This window comes from Prevotella lacticifex (assembly GCF_019973375.1).
GTDB classification, from domain to species: domain Bacteria; phylum Bacteroidota; class Bacteroidia; order Bacteroidales; family Bacteroidaceae; genus Prevotella; species Prevotella lacticifex.
Map to the genome: position 1 here is coordinate 335,931 of NZ_BPTV01000002.1, position 22,543 is coordinate 358,473.

Here is a 22,543-nt window from a genome sequence, read left to right on the forward strand (position 1 = left end):
GCTTTCATGTTCCAAGGTTATTCCAGTCGTTGATAATGTCGTCCACCATGTTGCTTGCCTGATAGACGGAGGCCCAGCTCTCAGGGTCTATGGCAAAGAACACCTCGCCCCAGGTGCCGAACTGACACATCATCACCATCACGTCCATTTTGTACTTCATCTCCAACAGACGGCTATAGATTTTGTTGGCCAGCGTCAGACGGGTGTAACGATCCATGAAGTTGTAGCCGTCGCCCTGGCCCATATTGTAGCGTCCGCCGCCGTTGGGTATCTTCTGTCGGATAATGGGATTGTCGGGAAGGCGTATCTTGCCGTTGTTCACCACGTCGATGAAGTCATGGATGAGTCCTTCGGTCTCGATGACAATGTCGGCGAGCTCGTTCAGGCAGAGAACGTAGTTCTTCACGGGATTGGAAGCGATGTACTTCGTCACCGTGGGGATGCCAGAGAGGATGTCGGCACTTAGGAGGAAGATTTCCTTGTAGTAGGCCGACTCCTCACCGAAGCCGCGGACGTTGGTCATCGTCAGATGGTAGAGTTCCTTGATGCCTTCCATCGTGGCGGTGTACTGCAAGATTTTCTTCTGCTTTTCAGAGATGGTGTCGAGCCGCTCGTTGTGCTTGTTCTCGATGAGCTTCTGGGCGGTGGTGTTGGCACCGACCTGCCCGGTAGTCCAAGGGTCATAGACCAAGCGCCATCCGGCAAAAGCCTGAGAGGTGGCAAAGAGAAGCATGGCCGCCGTGATGACATAGCGATGGTTGCTATGATTGCGGCTGCCTTTTGGCATAGTCTGTCTTATCAGTCTGATTTGTCCCATAGTGGCATGATTTTCTGTTGTTTGTTCACTTTGACCGCGAAGTCAAGGTACTTCTTGATGCCCAACTTCTTGCGGTCTTCCTCAATTTTTGTGATGGCGGTCTGGATGTCTCCGTAATGCTGCTCATAGACTTTCAGCGCTTCTTTCTCGGCCCGTTCCGTAGTGTAGGCCCAGTAGCATTCGGGCGGTTCCTCCACGCCATAGACATCGGAGTACTGGCCACGGCATATCCACACCTCCTTGAAGTAGTTCCGGCCCTCGTGGTTGTTGAGGGCATTGACGGTGAAAATCTGCTGCTTCTGTACCTGCGTCAGTCCGAGAATGGCACTGATGGCATCGTATCTGTCCTTGAACTTAGACTGGTCGAGGAGGATTTTCACGTCAGAGTTGTTGATGATAGCTTCCTTGACAATCGGTGAGTCTATCACGTCATTCAATTCTTGAGTTACTACTCCTGCTATGCCGTGGAACTTTCTCACCGTCTTATAGAGGTACTTGATATACTCTGCCATGGTCGGTGAAGAGATGGCTTTCCATGCTTCCTCAATGATGAGTGCCTTGCGGCCTTTCTTGATGCGCATCTTCTGCAGGAACACGTCCATGATGATGAGCACGACGATTGGGAACAGCACGGGGTCGTCCTTGATCTTGTCAATCTCGAAGACGATGAACTTCTCGTCAAAGAGGCTGGCATCAACGTCGTTGTTCAGCGTGTGCTCAAGTTCTCCTCCTTTATAGAACTGCTCCAATATGGCAGCGAAGTTGTCGATGTCGAAGGTGATGCTCTTCTCCCTCATAATCTGCGGGATGCGCTCGATGGCAAACTCGTAGTAGCTGTTGAAGCTGAGGTTGTCAACGTGCATCTTCCGGCGCTGCTTCTCCATGCGGTCGATACGATGCTCGATGGTAATGAGGTAGTTGCCCTCGATGAGCTGGGGCATGAGGCGCATGAGCTGGCGGTTGGCGGCAACCTTCTCACCGTCGGTGGCGGCCTTGTCGTTGATGAGGTCGTGGAGTTTGTTCACCTTCCGCTGGATTCGTGCGTAGGCTTCCTTTTCCTCAGCAGTATGTAAAGGACCATCACCGGCCACACGACTGCCAGCAACAGTATGGAGAGAACTGTATTCAGTATCCTGTCCGCCAAAGGCAGATGGACCTTCGGGTGTTTCGGAAGTGGGGATGTTGGTTTCATAGTCATACTCTGTATGTTTGTATTTTTCTTCGAGTTCCTTGCTGTGCTTCTCGTAGGTGCCGTTCTTCTTGTCCTCTAAGAGCAAGCGTTTGCGGAGCTGGTCGCGCTCTGTGTCGGTGAACTCCTTGAACGGGGCGAAGTACGACTCGTAGTACTCGACAATGGTCTGGTTGATGATCTTGTCCTCTATCTTCGTGGGTGCCTCGCTGCCCTTGAAGATGAGGAAGATGAGCGACTTGAGGAAGTTCTTCTTCTCGCCGAAGTTCTGGGCATACTCGGTGTCCGTTATCTTGAACGGGTTCATCGAAATGGGCTTCTCCTTGGAGTAGGTAATGTAAGTGCCTTTGAAATAGCGGCATATACCCTCGTAGCTGTCGCCCGTATCGACCATGACCACATCGGTGTTCTGCTCCAGGAGCTGGCGGACGACGCTGTTCATGTGGAAATAAAATGTTACTTGATAATCAAACAGTTACAAGGTAAATGGTACAAAAATATTCACGTAGGAATCCAGTAAATTATTGACATTCTATGCTATTGACACGTTATCGCATTAGTAAACTTTAAAAGTTGGTACTTGAATTTTAAATATTATTTTATGTCAGAGATGGCTCCTATTTTAAGAAAATGGCCCTTTATGCTTGCCATTTCAAAACAAATAGTTACCTTTGCAAAAAAGAAAGGAAGATTATGGCAATAGAAATTAAGGCAATACCTACCTTGGAAGGTAAGGATGCAGAAAGATTCATAGAACGTGCTGATGAAGCAGAACGCAAGTTCAATGGCTTTGACGGCATAGAGAATACGCCCGCATTTAAGGCGATGCAGAGCATTCTGCGTAAATCAGGAATGGCAAAATAATGGGATTTCTTGACGAGCGCTGTTTGTTTCAAGAGCTTACTGACGAGAAGATTGCTGCCAGTAAGCCTTTTTATTGTGGGAATAACGATTTGGATGAGTTTTTCCATGAGGATGTAACAAAGTTCAGTTACAATCTCATGGGCAAGAGTTATTGCTTTGTCTTAGAGGAAGACCCATCTATCATCGTCTGTGCTTTCACAGTATCAAACGACAGCATACGTGTTTATGACCTTCCGCGTAGTAGGCGCGACTACATGAAGCATATGACGCACAAGCATATGCGCAGATACCCAGGAGTACTTGTCGGACGATTGGCGGTTAACCAAGAATACTCACATAAAGGTATAGGAAGTGAGGCCCTTCTGTTTATCAAGCAATGGTTCTTGTCTCTTGACAACAAGACTGGATGTCGGTTTGTCGTTGTCGATGCCGTAAATGATCCAAATGTCCTTCAATTCTATCAAAAGAATGGCTTTGTTTTCTTGTTCACTTCGGAGGAACAAGAGTTTATCTATACTGGCGGTAAGAAGGGCGAGCCCGTCGAGTTAGATACGAGACTGATGTATTTTGATTTGATGGATTTATCTACTTCAGATGCAAACAATAACAGATAAACCCGAAATAGAGAAATTGCTGTCAAGGCTCACAACGTACATTGCCAATAAGCTGCACCTGTCAACCATGGCAGCTGTCGGTGCAGTATGCATGTCAAAAGTGGCCAATGAGCTAGCTGGAGGAAAGATACCAGAAGGAACTTCCTTTGATGAGTTGTCTGAACGACTGCTCAGAGAGGTGACGATGGCTGGAAAATGATTCCGATTTTATTATTTGAGCATGCCATACCCAAATGTTTTCTATTCGATACCGTTCAGACAATCCTTATGATAATCTTATGAATAACAACTTTTTTACTTTGTGAAATAAATAATTCTTGAATTCAGTTGGATGTTATGGATGTTTTTTTGCTTTGCAAAAAGAGCCGCCAATAAGAATAGCCAAAAGGAGAGTTGTAGTAGTACCCTGGGTCTGGAACTAGTGCCATATGCCATAAGGAGGCCCCTATGTGAGCTGGCTTCTTCTTTTCTACTTCCATATACTGACCAACAAAAGTAGTACATGGAAAGAAAGAACGCACAATTGTCAACCTATATACAAGGTCTATGCAACAAGCGTCCACGTCTATCTCTTGGTATGCGCTCAAGGCATGATGCTGTAAATTGGCAAATGTCGATCCAAAGAAATGGATGCTTTACCTATTAAGCCACATCCACGAATACGACAATGACAACTCACGTGATATAGCGGACTTTCTTCCACAAAATCTAAATGAGAAGGGTCTTATATAGTCTCCATCCAACTTTATTGCAAAAATCTTTTGGTTGTTGGATATGAACACCAAGAATTCCAATAATCATCCAAATATTTTGGATGAACACAAATACAGAGTACCTCTAGTTGATACATGCGGGAGGCTGATGGCTTACCTTTAATCGTATCGAGTTGCGCAGAGGTAGGAGGAATGCACTGGTTGCTGTTGGGGATTCTTTGCTGAAATGCGTATATCGCGTGCTGACGGATGAGAGCTATAATGAACTTGGAGATCTGTATATAATCTGCAAAAACAAGAAATGAAGCTGGAACTACCTTAAAGCCGAACTCACAAAGTTTGGCCACAATGTCACTCTGACAAAGAAGGACAAGAAAGATAACCAAATAAACATTAGAGCTGGTTATCCACAGACTGATTTTTATTGGAAACCCCGAATCCGATAATGAAACTGGTTCTAACAGCTGAGAGACAGAGTTTGTGACGTAAGAGCACGTGTATGGAAATTACGGACGACAAAGTATTTTTGCAAGGCAAAATCAAGAAGGAAGAAGTTCGTTTCCAAGGCTCCCGAAAATCAATGCCCTCAAGAACCAACGAGACAAGGAAATCATGCTTAATCCCAACTTCAGCAGGGTAAATGCAGAAATTGACCAACTCATTGAGATAGTTCTTGACGCGACAAAGAATTCTGAAAATTGAAAAGAAGTCAAGCGAAGAGGGTATGTAACTATCTTATGACATACCCTCTTTGCTAACTTTGACACATGCTTTTAAACTTCTACTACTTTCAACTCGATAGATTGAACTTTATGCCCAATATGCCATTTATGACATTTGGAGCATTGGTAAGCTTGCATATTACCACTATCCTCGGGATGAGTAATATTCCATGTTTTTATTGCCTCCAAAGCTTCTTCGCGAGTCTGGTAAGTCATTTTCTTCTTGAAGACAATCTCCCCAGTTAACGGGTCGTACTCCTTTTTGTAATGAGTTGACAAGCCTCTTGAAACGTTCTTGACGTGTTCCACTTGACCAATGTTATGTAATTGGTATGATGTAGCCCTGTGCATCCAGTAGCGGTTACTGTTCGATTGCTCGTCTTTGCATAAGCCCTTATTTTGACGATGATATGCCTGGCACATCCTTTTCTCGACTATTCGCCTGACTTTTCTGGAATCGTTGGCATTTTCCGTCTCAATGTCGAAGTTTCTTAGGAGCATGCCATCCCTAAACTTCAATCTCTCACCAAAAATCCTATGAGTCTCAGCCTTGAAGCGTACGCTCTGTCCTTCAAAAAGTATGCGCCCGTTTTTCTTCTTTGTAACCATACATACATTGACTGTAGCTTTTGGCATGACCATTTCTAAGACTTCATCTATACAGCTCTTCAAGCTATCTGCATTGTAAGATGGACATATAGCAGAGTCACGAATTTGTCTAACTTTGTTCATGACGTTTCTATTGTCATCGTGGCTTCTTAGATAATTACCAAGAATGGAAAAACTCTCATTCAGGTTCCATGCATCTAACTTGCCGTAACGCTCAAGAGATGACCTCCAACTTTTTAGTACGTTTTTAACTTCCGTCTTCATATTCAATTTGTTTTTGTTTTCATCCCTTTATGACAGACTTACCCAAAAGGTTAACATTGTATAGAGGTAGAATACATGATTCTATTGCAATAGTCAAGAATCCAGTTCCCTTGTATCAGAATCTTGTTCCCTATTATTCCATCTATTTCATAGTTTGCGGTCTCTTTCCTTATTATTTTTCCGGCATTCTGTTTAATACCATAAATACCTTTCATGGCATAATTGATGGCCTTTCCATTATGCAGTAATATAATCTGCAGTGCAGTCTTGGTTTCCGCTATGGTCATTGTGCCGCCAATTCCCTCAACTATAGATAATGCACATGGGATTGAATCTGAGAGCTTTAAAGAACGTTCAATATCCTTACTAATAACATTCACCACTGAACCAGTATCAGCAATGAGGAAAAAACATTGACCTTCAATTATCGAAGCCATAACTGGTATGCCATAGCCCTTTAACCCCAGTTCCATTTTACATAAGGCGTATCTGTCCATTTGTCGAGATATAGAAAAAGACTTTCTGCCTTTATACAACGATTTCTTAGAATAATCAATTATAAGGTTGTTCCGAAGCAAGAAATCAGTTCCTATAATACCAATGGCAGAGTATTCTACTTTGGGAATTTGCTGACGTTTAATTCGTAAACAAGGAAATGGAAAACAAGTCTCGCAAATCATCAGTTTTGTGAAACTCCTTTCCCCATGCGAACCTTTACCGTCAATGCCTTGTATTTCCTCTTTTCCATTGGAAATCGAACCAGCATCAACAGAGACCATACTTCTTGAAGAACCTGTATCTATAATAAAATATCCTTCATGCCATTGGTCGTTTAATAAAACGGAAGTTTTAATCAAACTATATCCGTCTTTCGATACAATTATCTTAATTGCTCTCATCTTATAAGAGTCAGTATTTCTTGTGGTCTTACTATTATGTGCCTGTATGGAGAACGGAGAAGCTGATGTCTTTCCTTTGTCCCCCAAAGACAAGCGATACTCTCAATGCCCGCTGCATTTGAGGCTTGTATATCAATACACCTATCTCCAAAACTGACTACATTCATCGGGTCTGTATTCATTAGCTGCAAGGCTTTAATCATCTGTGCAGGATGCGGTTTGATTGGCTTAGCATCATGATAACTGACTATGAATTGAGCCGGAATTTTGTAATATGCGACAAGCTTTTCCACGTATGTTCTTGGTGCCGTGCTCACGATAGCAGTTTGAATGTTGTTCTTTCCTATCAAGTCCAAAACATCCTTTATGCCATCATACATTCTCGTATTGGGTATCAGAGAGTATGCTTCTTGCCAGTTTCTGTTGTGCCTCGCATCTTCAAGGCATGTCGTGTCAACCAACGTGAGGTCTAAATCAAAGATAACACTTTTCATAGCCTGATGTTTTTAGAGAATGTCATACAGTCGCAAAAAGCAAGAGTTCCTTTTGCAAGGGTTGATAACTGGCAGCTACTTCTTTGATACGGAGTATGGTCTTATCAACATTGGAAGAACATAACGGCATAGCTTTTCCGCCTTTCAGAAGTTTGGAATTGCCTTGTGTTTTCGGATTATCCAAATCCTCATCTCTCTTAAACTTAACGACATAAAGTGGCTTGTGAGCTTGCAGAGTAGCGTTGACGGCATGCATGGTGCCACCATGAATTCCGGTTTGAACAACTACTGTAGCATAAGATAAGCCTGCCTGAAGTCGGTCTCTCTCTACAAAATTATACCTGCCGGAGTGTTGCCCTATGGCATACTCTGACAATAAAAGTCCACCGTTTTCCACAATTTTCTTGGCCAACTCCAAATTCTCTTGCGGATAAATGTCATCCCATGCAAGGCTTGTTGCAAGAAAAGCCGTTGTCACCCCACCTGCATCCAATGCACCTTCATGCCCGGAGGTATCGCAGCCTACTGCGAGTCCCGAAACTATATTGAACCCTCTTTCTGCTAACTTGCCAGAGAAGTATTTGCCAGCGTTCACTCCAGTTGATGTTGGCTCACGAGTCCCTATGACAGCGACTCCTGGCAAGGATAAGATTTTAAGGTCTCCGCGGTAATACAACACCAGAGACGGGTCAACTTTTCCCTTCTCATTGACGCAATCTTTCAATAATTGTGGGAATGCGTCGTCGAAGTATGAGATAATGCCAATGCCAAGTTCCTCACTTGTATTAATAATCTGCAAGGCCTTTTGATTAGCATACATTAGGTCATCTCGAGTAATCTTCTTCAACCTTGGGGCTTTCAAAGTTTCCCAGTTCTCCAACAATTCATCCATAGATGTTGCGGAAATACTTCTTGCAATTGAAAGTATCGTATGCTTGCCAACCCCCTTCAGTTGTTGTAATGTTATTATTATTTCAGTGCTTAATGCCATAATATTCATTCTTATGGCAAGAGAGGTTCTACGCTCCCTTGCCTTATTGTTGTTAGTCGATATTCCAGTATGCGTCAGGCTCACCGTCGAGGACGGTGTCTATGTCCTGGTCACTCCAGCCCTCCACGTCTTGTACATACGTTCCGTTGTAATCGTCGTATGTCTCAGGCTCGTCATAGTAGTCGGGCTCGTAGTAATCCTCCGGGTCGTCATAGTAGTCGTCGTTGGCGTAGGGATGGTAATCCGGCTCAATAGTCTTGGCCAAGAACAACCCCGTGACATTGGATGCACCGTCCGATTTCAGCTTGTCGGCAACCATGTTGAAAGTTCTTCCTCGTGTGATGATGTCATCAATGAGTAGCACCTTCTTCCCTTTGACATCATCATCCTCAAAGCCGAATGACTCAATAGGGTTGCTGGTTTTGCCGGAGATGTGCTCTGCATCCTTGTCGAACTTGTTGTAGATGGCAGTGTCATCAACGGTGTAACCTTCACTTCGGAATGCCGATGCAAGCTTTGAGAAGCGGTTACGCGTCTTATTGCTTGTCGAAGCCGGAATGAAGCAGATTATCCAATTCTGCTTGTCATCGCCAACAATACTGGCAGCCTTTTTGATGAAGGCGTTCTTAACTGAAGTGGATAATACTCCGTCTTTAAAAGCGTAGCACATTTCTCTGTCTGCCTCTTGCTGGGCGGTAGCGTCGTATCTCTTAGGAAGATACTCGGTGATGTAATAATAGTTGTTCATCTTTATATGTTGTTTAATAATTGCTTTGCCTCTTTATGTCATTTTCCCCTTAAAGGTTAACATCGCATTAAGCATAATTACAAGCAATTTGTGGATGCACTGTCTTTGCAAGGAACAAGCCGATGACATCATTGGCTCCATTAGCTATGAGCTTGTTAGCGGTCTGGGCGAATGTGTTGCCTCTTGTAATCACATCATCTATTAGAATTATGTTTACGCCTTTGACATCATCCGCCTTTATCTTAAAGTTTGCAGCAGGATTAGACGGCTTAACGCCATAATGGCCAGGCTCTGTATCGTTGATTGTAGATATAGTGCTTATATCGCATGGGCAACCTGTTTGCTGATGGATATAAGGTGCGATACGGCTGTATCGCCTTATAGTCCTTATGCTACTTGAAGCGGGAATGAAGCAGACTCGCCAATCACGACTCGTGTCAGCCCGCATAATGGTTTTCACCATGTTCGTCAATCTCTGTTTGACACTTTCTGAACAATAACCATCCTTGAAGTCGAATACGGTTTGACGTGCAGCTTTCTGCTCGATCGTTGCTGAGTATCTTACCGGAATGTACTCCAGCAGATGTACATATTTGTATGTCCTCATAACTTGATATTTTTAAAATTCAACTTTTTATGGCAGAAAGTTGGATAAGGTTAACATCGTATGAAAAATAATTCGTAAATTTGGGGCAAAAATTACATTGCTATGAGCAAAACAGAAACTCAATATAGTGTGATACACTCTCACAAATATAGAATGCATAGCCATTTAGTCAATGGCTATGGGTTAAAAGTCCTTTTTCTATTTTTAGCATTATTATCCGTACAGATAGCAAGACCTCAAAGTAAGCTAAGTCAACAACTGGATAGTATCAACAATGTTATAGAATCTGATAATTTTGACGAAGACTACAAACCTGTACTTCAATATCTTGAGACGATAAAGGCGCAAGGATTAAGTGAAAAAGATCTTATAACGAGAACTCGCTTTCTGAATTATTATGCAGCCGCCTTATACTATTGTGGTAAGTACAAAGAAAGCATACCTTATTTCAAGATGTATATCAAGAGGGTAGAAGAAGACGGTTGGGGTGAGATGTCCTGCGAATGGTTGGCTGTATATCAGAGCATGGCTGATGCTTACTATCAACTAGAAGAACTTGATAGTGCGGAATCCGCATTACGCCATGCTATCATTTGTTATGAAAACGCTTTAGATTCTTGTCCCAGTGGTTATCAATGTTATGAACTCCTTTCAAATATTGCTGTGGCGAGACATGACAGCACGTTGCTAACAGACATTCATCATCAGACGCAACAATGCTTTTACAACTATATGGTAATCGAAGACCCATCAGACTATCATAAACAGCTAAAAAAGACTTTTGAGAATTATTCAGAGATTGTGAATGAAGCCTTGGCTTTAGGCGAAATGGACACGTACTACAAAAACCGTGAGTATCGAGCAAACTTTCTAAAAAATACAGGATGGTATGAAGAGGCTGAATTTGAGCATAAACAATTGATATTGGACATGCTCAAAGCAAATAATGTCAACAAGAGTATCTTGCAAGATGCTTATCTTGGCCTCTTTATAGCATATAATAAAGAAAATGCCTTTTGTAAAGTAAAAGAAGAAATGCCTCACATGGTTGGCTATTTCTCAAAGTATTGCGATAAAGAAAGTAACTTGAATTATAGTTGCGTACTAAACCAAGCCGCGATGACATATGAACACAGCGGTGATTCCTTGACAGCAGAGAATCTTTATAAGCAGGCCATCAACCTTTGCCCCGTAGACAGCATTAAGAACTACTTCGTTCTTAACTATGCCTATATGATTAATCGAGTTGGAGTAAGACTCCTACTTGCTAACAAACCAGACACAGCCCTTGATTACTTCTCGAAAGTTCAATTGGTTTCACAAGACAAGAGACTTAATGGTACAGTTTTACATAATATCGGACGTGCAAACATGCTAAAAGGCAACTACAAGGTTGCTTTGCAATATCTTAACGAATCAGCCGCCATCCAAAAAGAAACAGATGGTAAGATTATGGATAAAACTTTATCATACATAAAAGAATGCAAGGATAAAATATGAAATACTTGACAAAAATAATGGCCTTTTGTGTGCTCTGTTTATATGTAATTAATGCAGAAGCGCAAGACAGCATATCCTCACGTTTCGTAGAACTCTTCAATCACAATCAATACGAAGAATCTGAAAAATATTTACGAAGCAATAAGCAGAACTATATATACCGATATGGCATATACAGCTATTCATTTGGTGTGTCGTATTCTCGAATGAAAAAGTATTATCAGGACAAAGCAATAAACTTGAAAGACAGCATTATAGAAGATGTCCATGTGGTTTTGAATAGTTTGTTGGCTGGAAATGACACTACCATAAGCTATCAGAACGACTGGGGGGACTTTCTTGTCTTTTGCTCTAATACAGCTGCTGCCAATGGCAAATACATAAAATTATGCGAGGATGCAGCAGACTGGTATTACCAAGAAATGGGAATAGACAAATTATTTAATTACTTACTGATATTAAATCCTTTAGCGCAATACTATCAATCTCTTGGACAGGCGGATAGTGCAGTTGCCATTATTGGCAAAGCTCAACGACTGGCTAGGCAATACAACAATTACCCTGTTCTTGCTGAGACTTATTACTTACAAGGAACTTTTTTATATAGTAAAAATGATTTAGGAGGGGCTTCTGATTATTGGGATTACTCCTTAGACTACTTCGACAGCATACCAGATAAAGCAAATTATGCTGACTATATTAAAACCCTTAATGGACTTACTTCGGCCTATTTCATGATAGGAAATTATTCTAAGTCTTTATCTTATGCTAAGCAATACCAAAAGGCAAGTGCTGAAAAATATGGAGTTCAAAGTTCTTATTACGCTGCAGCCTTATGCCTTATTGCAAAAAATCAGTATAATTTGCAAGAAACTGATTCTGCCATCGTTAATCTAAAAGTTGCGGTTAAGATCTGTGAGAATAACCCTTCGATAGATTCTCAATTAAAGTCTGACATCAGTCAGACTTACAGGCAAATCAATAATATTAACGAAAGTACCACTCCTATAATGTCTGGCATAGACAATAATGTGGCATTGAATGATTCAATAGCATCTTTATTAGATACAGATGCTACATCAATGACTGTTGCTCGTAAAGACAAAGATGCTCTTGAAATATATGAAAAACTATTCCCATATTATGAGACTCGTCTCAACAACCAAAATGTGGAAACATTCGTGAGAATTACTTCTCAAATGATAGGATGCTATGAAAGTATAGGAGAATATGCTAAAGCCGAGATAGTAGTTAACAAATGTTTGGAAGACCTTTTTAAAAATAACCTGAAAACCTATCAACTGCGTGCTCTATATGCATCATATGGCTTGGTTAGTTTTTACTTGCAGAATTATGGAGCCGCTATTAACAACATGACTATTTCTAAACAACTCTATGAAAAGGTGGGTGATACGCGAAGCATAGAATATGCAAAAGTCTTGGCTAATTTAGCCTTGTGCTTCACACAGACCAATCAACTTTTAAAGGCGAAACTTTATGTGGACGAAGCGTATAATATCTTGTCAGTAGATAGTACTTTAAGCAATAGATCTTTAGCTTTAGTGGCAAACACGTTGGGACTAATATACACTAATCTGAAATACTATGAAAAGGCATTGGACATATATCAACATCTTGTCGATTTTACGAAGCGGAATAATTTCAACGAGGAGTACAGTCTTGCTGCTGGCAATTTAGGAGATTTATACCTGCTCAAAGGCGAATATGCCAAAGCAATGGAGTTGCTGCGTTCATCATTACAGAGTGCAACTAATGCCAATACCCGACGTACGATGTGGCGTGAATACCTATTTGCAATGATACTATCTGATTCCCCTACTTTCATAACAGAACTTCAGAGATTCAATAAAGAGGAAAGAATCAATTTAGCCAATTTAATTGGAACATTTTCAGAGAACGAGTGGGAAAACTATTGGATTGAAGGTTCGCAATCGTTAGTAAGTTTAAACAACGTAGGACTAAATAAGCCGAGTTGTAGCTCTGATCTGCGTATCATGGCCTATGACAACACTCTATATGTAAAGAACATGCTTCTCAGTTCCTCCAATATATTTGACAGGATTTCACGCACATCCACAGATTCTAACGTTAAGGCATCTTATATGCATATCAAAGAATTGAAAAACAAGTTGAGCGATAAATTAACGCCAAAAGACTCCCTTTCCAAGATTAGGCAATTGATCTCGGTAGAGCAAAAGAATATTTCCCGCAGTATAAACTTAGAGAAGTATTTAACTAACGTCTCGCCAACATTCAAGGATGTTGTATCTTCCCTTAATGATAATGAGGTAGCCCTAGAATTTGTCCATATACCATTTATTAAGACCCTTTCCAATTACCAAGCCGATTATGGAGCTAACTATGGGGCCTTAGTATTTAGAAAAAGATTTGACTCTCCATCAGTAGTGATACTTTGCAATGAAGATTCACTCAATGACTTGTTGGAAAATGACAAAGGAGAATACGACCTTGCAATATACGACACTGACAGTACTAAGTTATACGGGATGTTGTGGAAACCATTAGAGAATATTTTGCACAAAGGTGATATTGTCTATTATTCTACAACTGGTGAACTTGGTAGAATAAGCCATGAAGCACTATCGATGGGTAAGAAAAGATTGGATGACTATTATGACTTACGGCCTGTGACATCTACCGCTAACATTATCAACCTTAAAAACAAACAGGTAAAATACCAAAGTGCAGTGGTTTATGGGGGAATAAACTTCGATGAGCCAATTGTGGATATGGTAGCAGAATCCAAAAAGTATGAGAAATTGGAGCCTGACAATAATAACTTATTAGCGACAAGAGGAGCTCTTGACCGTCAAGGGTGGCATGAATTACCGGGAACTTTGGCAGAAGCCAATAATGTCAGTAAGAAACTTGAGGAAATGCCAATAAAAGTTTCATTATATGAAGGGAATGCCGCAAATGAGGAATCGTTTAAAAGTATGGACGGCAATGCCCCTGACATTCTACATATTGCAACTCATGGATTTTCTGAGGCCTCAATAGAAGATACCAAATCAACTTATCTGCAAAACGCTACTTCGAACTCTAGCATGAACTTATCAATGCAGCTAAGTGGGCTCCTGTTTGCCGGTGCAAATAACACTTGGAAAGGGAATTTTCCGCAGAATGCAGAAGATGGGATTTTGACAGCTGATGAAATATCACGACTTGACTTGTCCAATTCCAAATTGGTTGTGTTGTCAGCTTGCAAAACGGCTTTAGGCGTAACAGATTACGTTGACGGCGTATTTGGCTTGCAAAGAGGCTTCAAACGTGCTGGTGTAGGGAGCATGGTAATGAGTTTGTGGCCTGTAGATGACAATGCGACTGAGAAGCTGATGGATTTGTTCTATGATAACATTTGTCATGGCAAAGAAGCACATCAAGCATTTAGGGAAGCCCAACAATTTTTGAAAAAACAAATGCCCTCCCCTTATTATTGGGCTGGTTTTGTAATGATAGACTAATATAGTCTTTTTTCAATTATCAACATATTTGGGGAAGGAAAATCACATTTTCTTGCACTTTTGCGTTAATATCTCGGAATTTTGTTGTAAATTTGTGGATAAAATGAGCTTGTACTAAAGCTCCTGACAACAATACTCGATATGGAATCATCATATAATCAGATAGTTTCGCTCATCTGGAACATCGCAGATGATGTGCTACGCGACGTGTATCTGAGAGGGCAATACCGGGATGTGATACTGCCTATGGTCGTGTTGCTTCGTCTCGACGCATTGCTCGAACCTACCAAGGATGAGGTGGAGGAAGAACTTCAAGAGCATCTACTCCCGTGTAGCCGCCATCATGGACTTTGAGATGGTTGATTGGGAGAAGATGTACTGGTTCCTGCGCTTGCTCATACCCGAATTGAAGGTTGACGGCCCGGAAAGCGATGACATCAAGGATTTGCTCGATGATGTTGACCTTAATACCTACGGACTGCGACGTACCGCATTGAACGAGCATATAGACTTGGCAGCCGAGACCGCCGTCATCGACCCGACAAAGGCGAAGATGGTGAATGCCGGTGAGCCAGACGATACGAAAGACCCACTTGACAAGATACTTGACGAGTTCAACGAGCATCACTTCAAGGGTTGGGAGGCTACGTCCGATGACCAAAAGACGAAACTCATCAGCATTGCCAAGTCTGTTGCAGAGGACAGCGACTACCTGACACTAGTAGTCGGCAACTCTGACCAGAATGCCACGGAAGCTATCATGACGAAAATCATTGACCGCATCATCCGGCAGAAACGCAAGGGCGATATGTCGCTATACAGAGAGTATCAGAAGAATGATGACTTTAAGTACAACATGCGGAATGTCATCACACGGATGCTTGGCAATGCCGACTATCTTTTCTCCTACCAAAGATAAAGAAAGAATGAGACTACGAATATTCATCATATTGACATTGACATTGTTCTGTCTGCAATCTGTATTTGCAGGCAGCAAGCGGGCTTTGCTCATTGGACTGTCAGATTATCCCAAATACAAACAGACTCAGTTGGACTGGCACAACATCCACGGAGCTAATGATGTGGCATTGATTGGCGGAACGCTAAGAAAGCAAGGCTTTACTGTTACCACGTTGACAAACAAACAGGCAACGGCACAAGCTGTAAGAAAGGCATTCGCACGATTGGCAAAGCAGACAAAACCTGGCGATTTGGTGTATGTCCATTTCTCCGGTCATGGACAGCCTTTTGAGGACAGAAATGGTGACGAGGTTGACGGGTGGGATGAATCCATAGTACCTTACAATGCCGGGCAACGGTATGTCGCCAATGTCTATGATGGTCGCAACCATATCATTGATGACGAGTTGAATGTCTATATTACCAATATACGGAAGAAGGCAGGTGTGAAAGGCTTCGTCTATGTCGTGCTTGACGCTTGCCACATGGGTGGAGCGTCTCGCGGTGACGAAGATGACGAGGACAGCGTATATGTAAGAGGTTCCAATGTCGGTTTCTCCAGAAGCGGCAAGACATTCATGCCTCGTATAGATACTCGTCCTGTAATAAAAGTGCCAGTCGGCACAAATATGGCACCGACATGCTATCTTGAAGCCTGCCGCTCTTACCAGACTAACACAGAAATCAAAGAAGGAAAACAATATTATGGTCCATTATCCTATTATATTAATAAGGTGTTGAGCCATAATAAACTGAACTCAAATACTGCTTGGATAGACAACGTGCGTAAACAGATGAACGCAGACAGAAGACTCGTCAAGCAAAATATGGTTGTAGAAAGGAGCAAGTAATGACAATACAAATGCCTACCTACAGCGAAAAGGTGCTGAACCAATTCGCGCAAAAAGAATGGGGAAAGGTACAAACCTTCCTTAAAAAACAATACACTCTACCGGACGATGACTGCAACGACATCTTCCAGGAATCCTTTATCATTCTTATGAAGAATGCCAAAGAGGGGAAGTTGAAGGATATGACATCTTCCCTCTCGACTTACTTCCTAGGCATATGCCGAAATAAAGCACGCGAATTGCTCAGAAGCAAGAAACATGGTGTGAACATTGATGATGACTACACATTCGATGCTATGAGCGATGTCAAAGATGAAAAGATCAACAACCTGTTAACATTAGACTCCGCCAAGTCATTAATAGAGCAGAAGGAGGCTCTTGCAAGACAAATAGTGCATGACCTGCCCAAGCCTTGCAATGAGTTGCTTTGGGGCTTTTTCCGCGACAACTATTCCTTGCAGACTCTTGCCAATATGCTGAGCAAGACGGTCGGATATGTCAAGGTGACTAAACACCGTTGCCAGGAGAAGTTCCGTAAACGCTACGGCGATTTGGTTAAGGCACTGTTATAAATCAACATCAAAACAATTGTGAAGAAATGAGTGACAACAATATGGTTACAGATAAAGAACTCCAGAACGATGAGCGTATATCCGCTTATCTGCGTGGGGAAATGACTGCCGACGAGGAAGCGGCATTCAAGAAAGAACTGGAGACAGATGAAGAGTTGCGTTCTCAGGCTAATGCCGTAGCGCATCTTGCTAAAGCTATGAGGCAAGTCGGTGAGAAGCAGGACGAGGACATTAAGGAGGCATTGCTATCTTCTGACGAGGAAAGCGTTAGGAAGATTGCAGCCGAAGTAACACATAAGGCAAAGGTGATACCTCTGCGCCGACGTTTAGTCAAGATTGTTTCCCTTGCTGCCTGCGTACTCCTATTAGTCGGCGTCGGCTTCCAGTACTACAACTTCCGTACTATTACTGGTTTGGGTGATGAATTTGGTTCTGTCTTTGTCAGCGAGCAGTCTATTTCCCGTGGAGCCGAAAATGAAACTGTTGCGAAAGAGCTTACTTCGCTTTATGTTAATGTTCAGAATGGCAAAGATTTGGACGCAACAATAAAACGTCTTTCTGTCCTTTGGGAGTTGTCAACAATGGACACTTTCAATGACTATACAAACGAAGCTCCCTACATTGGCTGGAACCTCGCTATCGCCAACTTGAAAAACAACGACAAAGACGCTGCAAAAGGAGTGCTGACAAGGTTAATAAGCAAGACAGAGGAAGGCTCTGCTGTTAATGTCAAAGCAAAGGAGTTGTTGGAGAAAATTAAGTAATATGGAAGAAGAATTATTATACCACTATACTTCTTTAGAAGCCCTTTATGCCATCATTAGCAATATAAAGCCAACTTCAGAAAATGAAGCTTATTTCACATTAAGGGCTACTCATGCTTCATTTCTAAATGACTTGAATGATGGTCGTTTGCTTCTTGAGGCTCTAAAAGTGATAGGGATAAATGAAAATAAACTATGGCTTTCTCTTGATAGAACTGGCTATCCTTTTGTTCTGTCATTGTCAGAGCTATGCGATGACCTTAATATGTGGCGTTGCTATGCAGACCAAGGAAGAGGTGTCGCTATTGGACTTGACAAGCCGATACTTGATGAAGAATATCATACATATAGCAAAGGAAAATTGGATATTTGTAAATATGTTAGCAAAGGCGAGCTTGTCGACATATTAAAAGAAGATGGTTCTGAAAAGATTATAACTGACAACAACGTATTATCATTAGATAGACTCATTGTTGACAAACTACTGGTTTATAAAGATAAATCCTTCACAGCTGAACGAGAGTGGAGAATCCATGTGATGGATACAGAGGATAAATTCCGAGTTAATCCAAATTCAGATTTGATAATACCATTCAAAGAGCTTAAGATACCGCTTGCCGCATTAAAAAGTATCACACTTGGACCAAAATGTGAATATGAAAGAAATCATTTCTCACTTTCAAGAATATTATCAAAATATTCTCAAAGAATTAGGATACAGAAATCACTTGTTTCTCTAACCTAAGATAATTGGATAAGGGTTTTAGGAAATAGCTATATCACACAAATTAATGGTGTTTGAGGTCATATTAAAGATTGAAATTGTAAGATTACATCAACAAATATGATATGAAAAATGGTAATCAGAAGATTATTAGAAGCATGTTAATTTCGGCGATGGTTTCATTACTTCATTCGCCGAAAGCCCATGCATTGTCTATTAAGTCTTCTGATAAAGACATCAACCATGATTCTTTAAGAAAGGCAAACAGAAAAGTTTTCAAGAATATTCTTAAAGTGAACAGAGAAGGCCGAACATCACTAATTGCTCAACATAGTTCTCATGCCTCACATGCTTCACACTCATCGCATTATTCTTCTTCGGGGAATGGTTCTTCAACATCACAGAATTACAGCGCACAGTCAGTTTATTCTGCTGGAGGAACTGTAAGGGTAGACAAAAACAAACAGAGTTTTGCACCTGTATCATCAAGAAGAGATGCTTCCCAGTATAAATTAGGCGATAGAAGCCTATCTTTAAATATGTATGGGACAGATGTCGACGAACTGGTTTCAATTCTTGTTAAAATTAAATTGCTTAAAAGGGAAGAGATAACAAAAAAATATGGATTTACTGTCTATAACAAAAAGGTATTCTCTTCAATCAAAAGACTTCAAGAAAAATATAAATTGAGAAGTACAGGCATCGTTGATGACAATACTCTATCAGTTATAAAAAAAGAGAAGAATGCCAAGAAATAAAAGTTTGTTCCTATTTCTATTCCTTTTGTTTGGTTATATTTCGGCCAAAGGGAATAATGGTTCTATTGATTCTTTATATGCCTCTGGTTTAAAGATGATAGAATTAGAAAATATATGTGCAGCCAAATCTTATTTTTTGTCATTTTATGAAAAACGGAAAGGGAAACTAAATAGCCATGAACAGTACTACGCAACTGAGGCTCTAGCATATTGCTATTATCGTCTCTCAGACATAGATTCCGCTTTAATATATAATGATGATTTTAATTTTAAGCCTATAGATTATCATCTTGTGAAAGATGCTGATTCTTTGTACGACGCAGGATTCCAGCATATTCATTTAAAAGAATATAGCAGTGCTTTATCCGATTTCAATGGTTGCTTGTCAATGCAGGCTTCTTTGTTAGGAAATGAACATTTGCTGGTCGGGAGAACTCTTGATCAAATTTCTTATATCTACTCTTTACAAGATAATTATTCATCTGCTATAAGTTACAAGCAAGAAGCCTTGAATATTTATAAGAAATATTACCCTGCCAATGATGCGATAATCATTGGCACAAGGCAAGGTCTCATTAATCTTTATGACTATACTGGGGATTTCAATGATGCTTTGCGTTTGGCTAAAGAAAATCTGTCTTGTATGAATTCTTCCGATAAGATGTTTACTAATACACGTTGGAAGATAAGTAGGTATCTTTCTTATTTAGGGAAATACGAAGAGGCTCTTGAATTTGAAAAAGAAAGTAATAGATTGTGCAAAGATACAATAGATGTTTTGGAAAGTGATTATAACCTATGCGAATATTATTCAGCATTGGGTCAGATAGATGAAGCTTTCAACATAATGGAGAATGCCATTAAACTGTGCCAAAACATTAATGTCTCATTTGAAGAACGTGCTGTCTGTGAAAATCTAATGGCCAATTTATATGCAACGGCTGGAGATTTTAATAAGGCATTAGAATATGGTCTTCATGCATTGTCATTGCGTGAAAAGCTATACACGACACATAGGGATTTAGCACTTTCATATAATAATGTAGCCAGATATTATTCTTCTTTAGGTTTGTTAGACGAAGCCTTATATTATCAAGACAAAACGATGTCTCAGTATATTGCTTTAGGAGATTCAATTAGTCCAGAAGTGGCAGCTTGCCTTAACAACTATTCCGAATACTACGAGCAATTAGGAGATTACCATAAAGCTATTGAACTGCAAGAAAGATCTTTGTCAATTCTTAACACATTATTTGGTACAAGCCATCCCGATTATGCAATATCACTCAATAATCTTGCAAAACTGTATGCAGATATAAAAAATTATCCTAAGGCCATTAGCTTAAATGAGGATGTCTTGGCGATAAGAAAAAGATTATTTGGTAGCCTGCATCCCGACGTTGCTACAACATACAGTAATTTATCATCTTGTTATCTACTATCTAAAGATTACAAACATGCTATTGAATACGAAGTCGCGGCTTTAAACATATACAGAGATTTACTTGGAACATCTAATGCAGACTATGCTGTGTCATTGAGCCAATTGGGGAATATATATAAGGATGAGAACGAATTGGATTCTGCAATAATATCCTTTAAGAACGCTCAGAATATATTTTATCAATTATTTGGTAAAAGAAGCAACCAATATATCGACTGCTCGAAAGAATTAGCAGATCTTTATGTAAAATCTTCAGAATTCGACAAGGCGCAGATTTCTCTTGACGAAGTGTATAGCTTATTGCAAGAACAAGTCCTGACAACTTTTTACGGTATGTCTTCTTATGAGCGTACACAATTTTGGAATAAAAACAAAAAGTGGTTCTATATCACTCTTCCAACGCTTTGCCTTAAGTTAAATAACTCATATGCATATTGTTTGCTATACAATTCAACCTTGATGACAAAGAGTATTCTTTTAGCGGCAGATGTTGAAATAGATAAAATAGTGGAGTCCTCTAATGAAGAATCTTTAATCAATGTTTGGGCCGAACTAAAAAAACTTAAGGCACAGGTTTCTTACCTGTTTACTAAAAATAATAGCAATTCAAAATCAGAAATAGATAGTCTTTATTTCATGATCAGTACAAAAGAACATGAAATTCTAAAGCACATTGACAAATTATCTGATTTCTCACGGAATTTCAAGGTTTCCTGGAAAGATATAGAGGAACGTTTAAGTCCAAACAGCATAGCAATTGAGTTTGTTTTGATTCCATCGGATAATGGAGACGAGAATTACTATGCGCTTACTGTACATAAAGACGTAAAAGAACCTCATTTGGTTAAGCTGTGTCCTTCCTCCACGCTGAAGTCTCTAAACTATAATGCGATTTTGTCTACAGATAGTCTGGCAAAACTTATATGGGGAAAAATAAAACAAGATTTGAAAGATATCGATACTGTCTACTTTGCCCCAACAGGCATGCTATATAATATCCCTATAGAATATCTCGCTTATGATTCAACCCGATTGATGTCTGATGCCTTTTATATGCGTAGGCTATCCTCAACAAGAGAAATATTAATGTCTAAGGCTTTGCCTGACTATCGAACAGTTGCTTTATACGGTGGACTTTTTTATGACTCATCAGAAGATTTGTTAATGGAACAAAACAAGTCAGATGGAGTGGCTTTCTCTCAAAATTATCAGGCAACTCGTTCCTATAATATTCAACAGCGGAGTGGTGTCGATTTCCTGTATGGCTCGCTTGAAGAAATAGATACAATTTCTAATAACATACCCCAAAATATTAATCAATTAATTTACACAAAGGATAGAGGTACTGAAGAATCTTTTAAACACCTCCCACTCAAAAATACAAACTTAATTCATTTGGATACACATGGATTTTATTGGCGAAATTCCATTTCAAGCAATGGCGGAGTCGTTCCTCAAACTCCAAATATGACTTCAATAGGGATGGGCGAAGACCGTATATTATCAAGGACGGGGCTATTAATGTCTGGTGCCAATATCGTTTTAAAAGGCGGCTCTTTGCCTAATAATATGGATGATGGCATATTAACTTCAAGAGAAATATCCAAATTAGATTTTCATAGTGTGGATCTTGTTGTTTTAGCAGCTTGCGAAACAGGATTGGGAGATTTGGAAAGTGATGGAGTTATTGGCTTGCAACGTGCTTTTAAGAAAGCAGGTGTGAAATCGCTGTTAGTTTCATTATGGAAGGTTGATAATAATGCAACAATTTTGATGTTGTCGCAATTTTACAAGAATCTTTTTAATGGTGAAACAAAATCAAATTCTCTTAAAGAAGCAATCAAATATGTAAGGAATTACAAAGATGGTGAAGGGAACTTTTTATTTGACACTCCCTATTATTGGGCTGGCTTTGTTCTAGTAGACTGAAAGA

General features: G+C 40.4%; 20 protein-coding genes and 1 pseudogene. 13 read left to right on the top strand and 8 right to left on the bottom strand.

Annotated features, from left to right (window positions below):
• Positions 1-4 precede the first annotated feature (4 nt).
• Together LDN30_RS11820 and LDN30_RS11825 are read right to left on the bottom strand one after the other, a co-directional pair.
• Positions 5-817: a hypothetical protein gene (locus tag LDN30_RS11820; protein WP_223927712.1), complete on the bottom strand. Its 813-nt coding sequence runs from the start codon at positions 815-817 to the stop codon at positions 5-7.
• A pseudogene (locus LDN30_RS11825) lies at positions 799-2,454 on the bottom strand (TraG family conjugative transposon ATPase); the annotation flags it as partial. The gene LDN30_RS11820 and the pseudogene LDN30_RS11825, both read right to left, overlap by 19 nt.
• Positions 2,455-2,699: 245 nt before the next feature.
• Between LDN30_RS11825 and LDN30_RS11830 the strand changes: the two are divergent.
• From LDN30_RS11830 to LDN30_RS11840, 3 genes are read left to right on the top strand one after another with little or no spacing between them, the layout of a single operon-like run.
• Positions 2,700-2,870, top strand: coding sequence for a hypothetical protein (locus LDN30_RS11830; protein WP_223929596.1), 171 nt, complete (start codon positions 2,700-2,702; stop codon positions 2,868-2,870).
• Positions 2,870-3,484, top strand: coding sequence for a GNAT family N-acetyltransferase (locus tag LDN30_RS11835; protein WP_223929597.1), 615 nt, complete (start codon positions 2,870-2,872; stop codon positions 3,482-3,484). Before LDN30_RS11830 ends, LDN30_RS11835 begins: the two co-directional genes overlap by 1 nt.
• A complete protein-coding gene (locus LDN30_RS11840) occupies positions 3,465-3,683 on the top strand; it encodes a hypothetical protein (protein WP_223929598.1) in 219 nt (72 codons plus the stop codon). Before LDN30_RS11835 ends, LDN30_RS11840 begins: the two co-directional genes overlap by 20 nt.
• Before the next feature lie 1,287 nt (positions 3,684-4,970).
• On the opposite strand, the gene LDN30_RS11845 is transcribed toward LDN30_RS11840, so the two are convergent.
• The 6 genes from LDN30_RS11845 to LDN30_RS11870 all read right to left on the bottom strand — a co-directional run bounded on the left by LDN30_RS11845 (position 4,971) and on the right by LDN30_RS11870 (position 9,531).
• On the bottom strand, positions 4,971-5,792 hold the full coding sequence (locus LDN30_RS11845; RefSeq protein WP_223929599.1) for a hypothetical protein: 822 nt from the start codon (positions 5,790-5,792) through the stop codon (positions 4,971-4,973).
• Positions 5,793-5,842: 50 nt separating this feature from the next.
• A complete protein-coding gene (locus LDN30_RS11850) occupies positions 5,843-6,691 on the bottom strand; it encodes a hypothetical protein (RefSeq protein WP_223929600.1) in 849 nt (282 codons plus the stop codon).
• Positions 6,688-7,185 (bottom strand): HAD family hydrolase, encoded by a 498-nt coding sequence (locus LDN30_RS11855; RefSeq protein ID WP_223929601.1) that lies wholly within the window; start codon positions 7,183-7,185, stop codon positions 6,688-6,690. The genes LDN30_RS11850 and LDN30_RS11855 overlap by 4 nt, the downstream gene beginning before the upstream one ends.
• A 22-nt stretch (positions 7,186-7,207) precedes the next feature.
• A complete protein-coding gene (locus LDN30_RS11860; protein WP_223929602.1) occupies positions 7,208-8,176 on the bottom strand; it encodes a DNA-processing protein DprA in 969 nt (322 codons plus the stop codon).
• Positions 8,177-8,228: 52 nt separating this feature from the next.
• Positions 8,229-8,924 (bottom strand): phosphoribosyltransferase, encoded by a 696-nt coding sequence (locus LDN30_RS11865; RefSeq protein ID WP_223929603.1) that lies wholly within the window; start codon positions 8,922-8,924, stop codon positions 8,229-8,231.
• Positions 8,925-8,991: 67 nt separating this feature from the next.
• Positions 8,992-9,531 carry a phosphoribosyltransferase gene (locus LDN30_RS11870; protein WP_223929604.1) on the bottom strand — a complete coding sequence of 180 codons (540 nt, stop codon included), beginning with the start codon at positions 9,529-9,531 and terminating at the stop codon, positions 8,992-8,994.
• Between the two features lie 102 nt (positions 9,532-9,633).
• Between LDN30_RS11870 and LDN30_RS11875 the strand changes: the two genes are divergently transcribed.
• The 10 genes from LDN30_RS11875 (at position 9,634) to LDN30_RS11920 (ending at position 22,539) form a co-directional block, all read left to right on the top strand.
• On the top strand, positions 9,634-11,031 hold the full coding sequence (locus tag LDN30_RS11875) for a tetratricopeptide repeat protein (protein ID WP_223929605.1): 1,398 nt from the start codon (positions 9,634-9,636) through the stop codon (positions 11,029-11,031).
• On the top strand, positions 11,028-14,537 hold the full coding sequence (locus tag LDN30_RS11880; protein WP_223929606.1) for a CHAT domain-containing protein: 3,510 nt from the start codon (positions 11,028-11,030) through the stop codon (positions 14,535-14,537). The genes LDN30_RS11875 and LDN30_RS11880 overlap by 4 nt, the downstream gene beginning before the upstream one ends.
• Positions 14,538-14,678: 141 nt before the next feature.
• Complete coding sequence (locus LDN30_RS11885; protein WP_223929607.1) at positions 14,679-14,891, top strand: type I restriction-modification system subunit M N-terminal domain-containing protein; 213 nt, start codon at positions 14,679-14,681, stop codon at positions 14,889-14,891.
• Positions 14,830-15,456, top strand: coding sequence for a hypothetical protein (locus tag LDN30_RS11890; RefSeq protein WP_223929608.1), 627 nt, complete (start codon positions 14,830-14,832; stop codon positions 15,454-15,456). The genes LDN30_RS11885 and LDN30_RS11890 overlap by 62 nt, the downstream gene beginning before the upstream one ends.
• Before the next feature lie 7 nt (positions 15,457-15,463).
• A complete protein-coding gene (locus LDN30_RS11895; RefSeq protein ID WP_223929609.1) occupies positions 15,464-16,348 on the top strand; it encodes a caspase family protein in 885 nt (294 codons plus the stop codon).
• 11 nt (positions 16,349-16,359) lie between these two features.
• The gene (locus LDN30_RS11900; RefSeq protein ID WP_223929610.1) at positions 16,360-16,920 is read left to right on the top strand and encodes a sigma-70 family RNA polymerase sigma factor; all 561 of its coding nucleotides are present in this window, start codon (positions 16,360-16,362) and stop codon (positions 16,918-16,920) included.
• Between the two features lie 26 nt (positions 16,921-16,946).
• Complete coding sequence (locus LDN30_RS11905) at positions 16,947-17,684, top strand: anti-sigma factor family protein (RefSeq protein ID WP_223929611.1); 738 nt, start codon at positions 16,947-16,949, stop codon at positions 17,682-17,684.
• Position 17,685: 1 nt separating this feature from the next.
• Positions 17,686-18,429 carry a DUF2971 domain-containing protein gene (locus LDN30_RS11910; RefSeq protein WP_223929612.1) on the top strand — a complete coding sequence of 248 codons (744 nt, stop codon included), beginning with the start codon at positions 17,686-17,688 and terminating at the stop codon, positions 18,427-18,429.
• A gap of 104 nt (positions 18,430-18,533) precedes the next feature.
• The gene (locus tag LDN30_RS11915) at positions 18,534-19,166 is read left to right on the top strand and encodes a hypothetical protein (protein WP_223929613.1); all 633 of its coding nucleotides are present in this window, start codon (positions 18,534-18,536) and stop codon (positions 19,164-19,166) included.
• On the top strand, positions 19,153-22,539 hold the full coding sequence (locus LDN30_RS11920) for a CHAT domain-containing tetratricopeptide repeat protein (protein WP_223929614.1): 3,387 nt from the start codon (positions 19,153-19,155) through the stop codon (positions 22,537-22,539). Before LDN30_RS11915 ends, LDN30_RS11920 begins: the two co-directional genes overlap by 14 nt.
• Positions 22,540-22,543 lie beyond the last annotated feature (4 nt).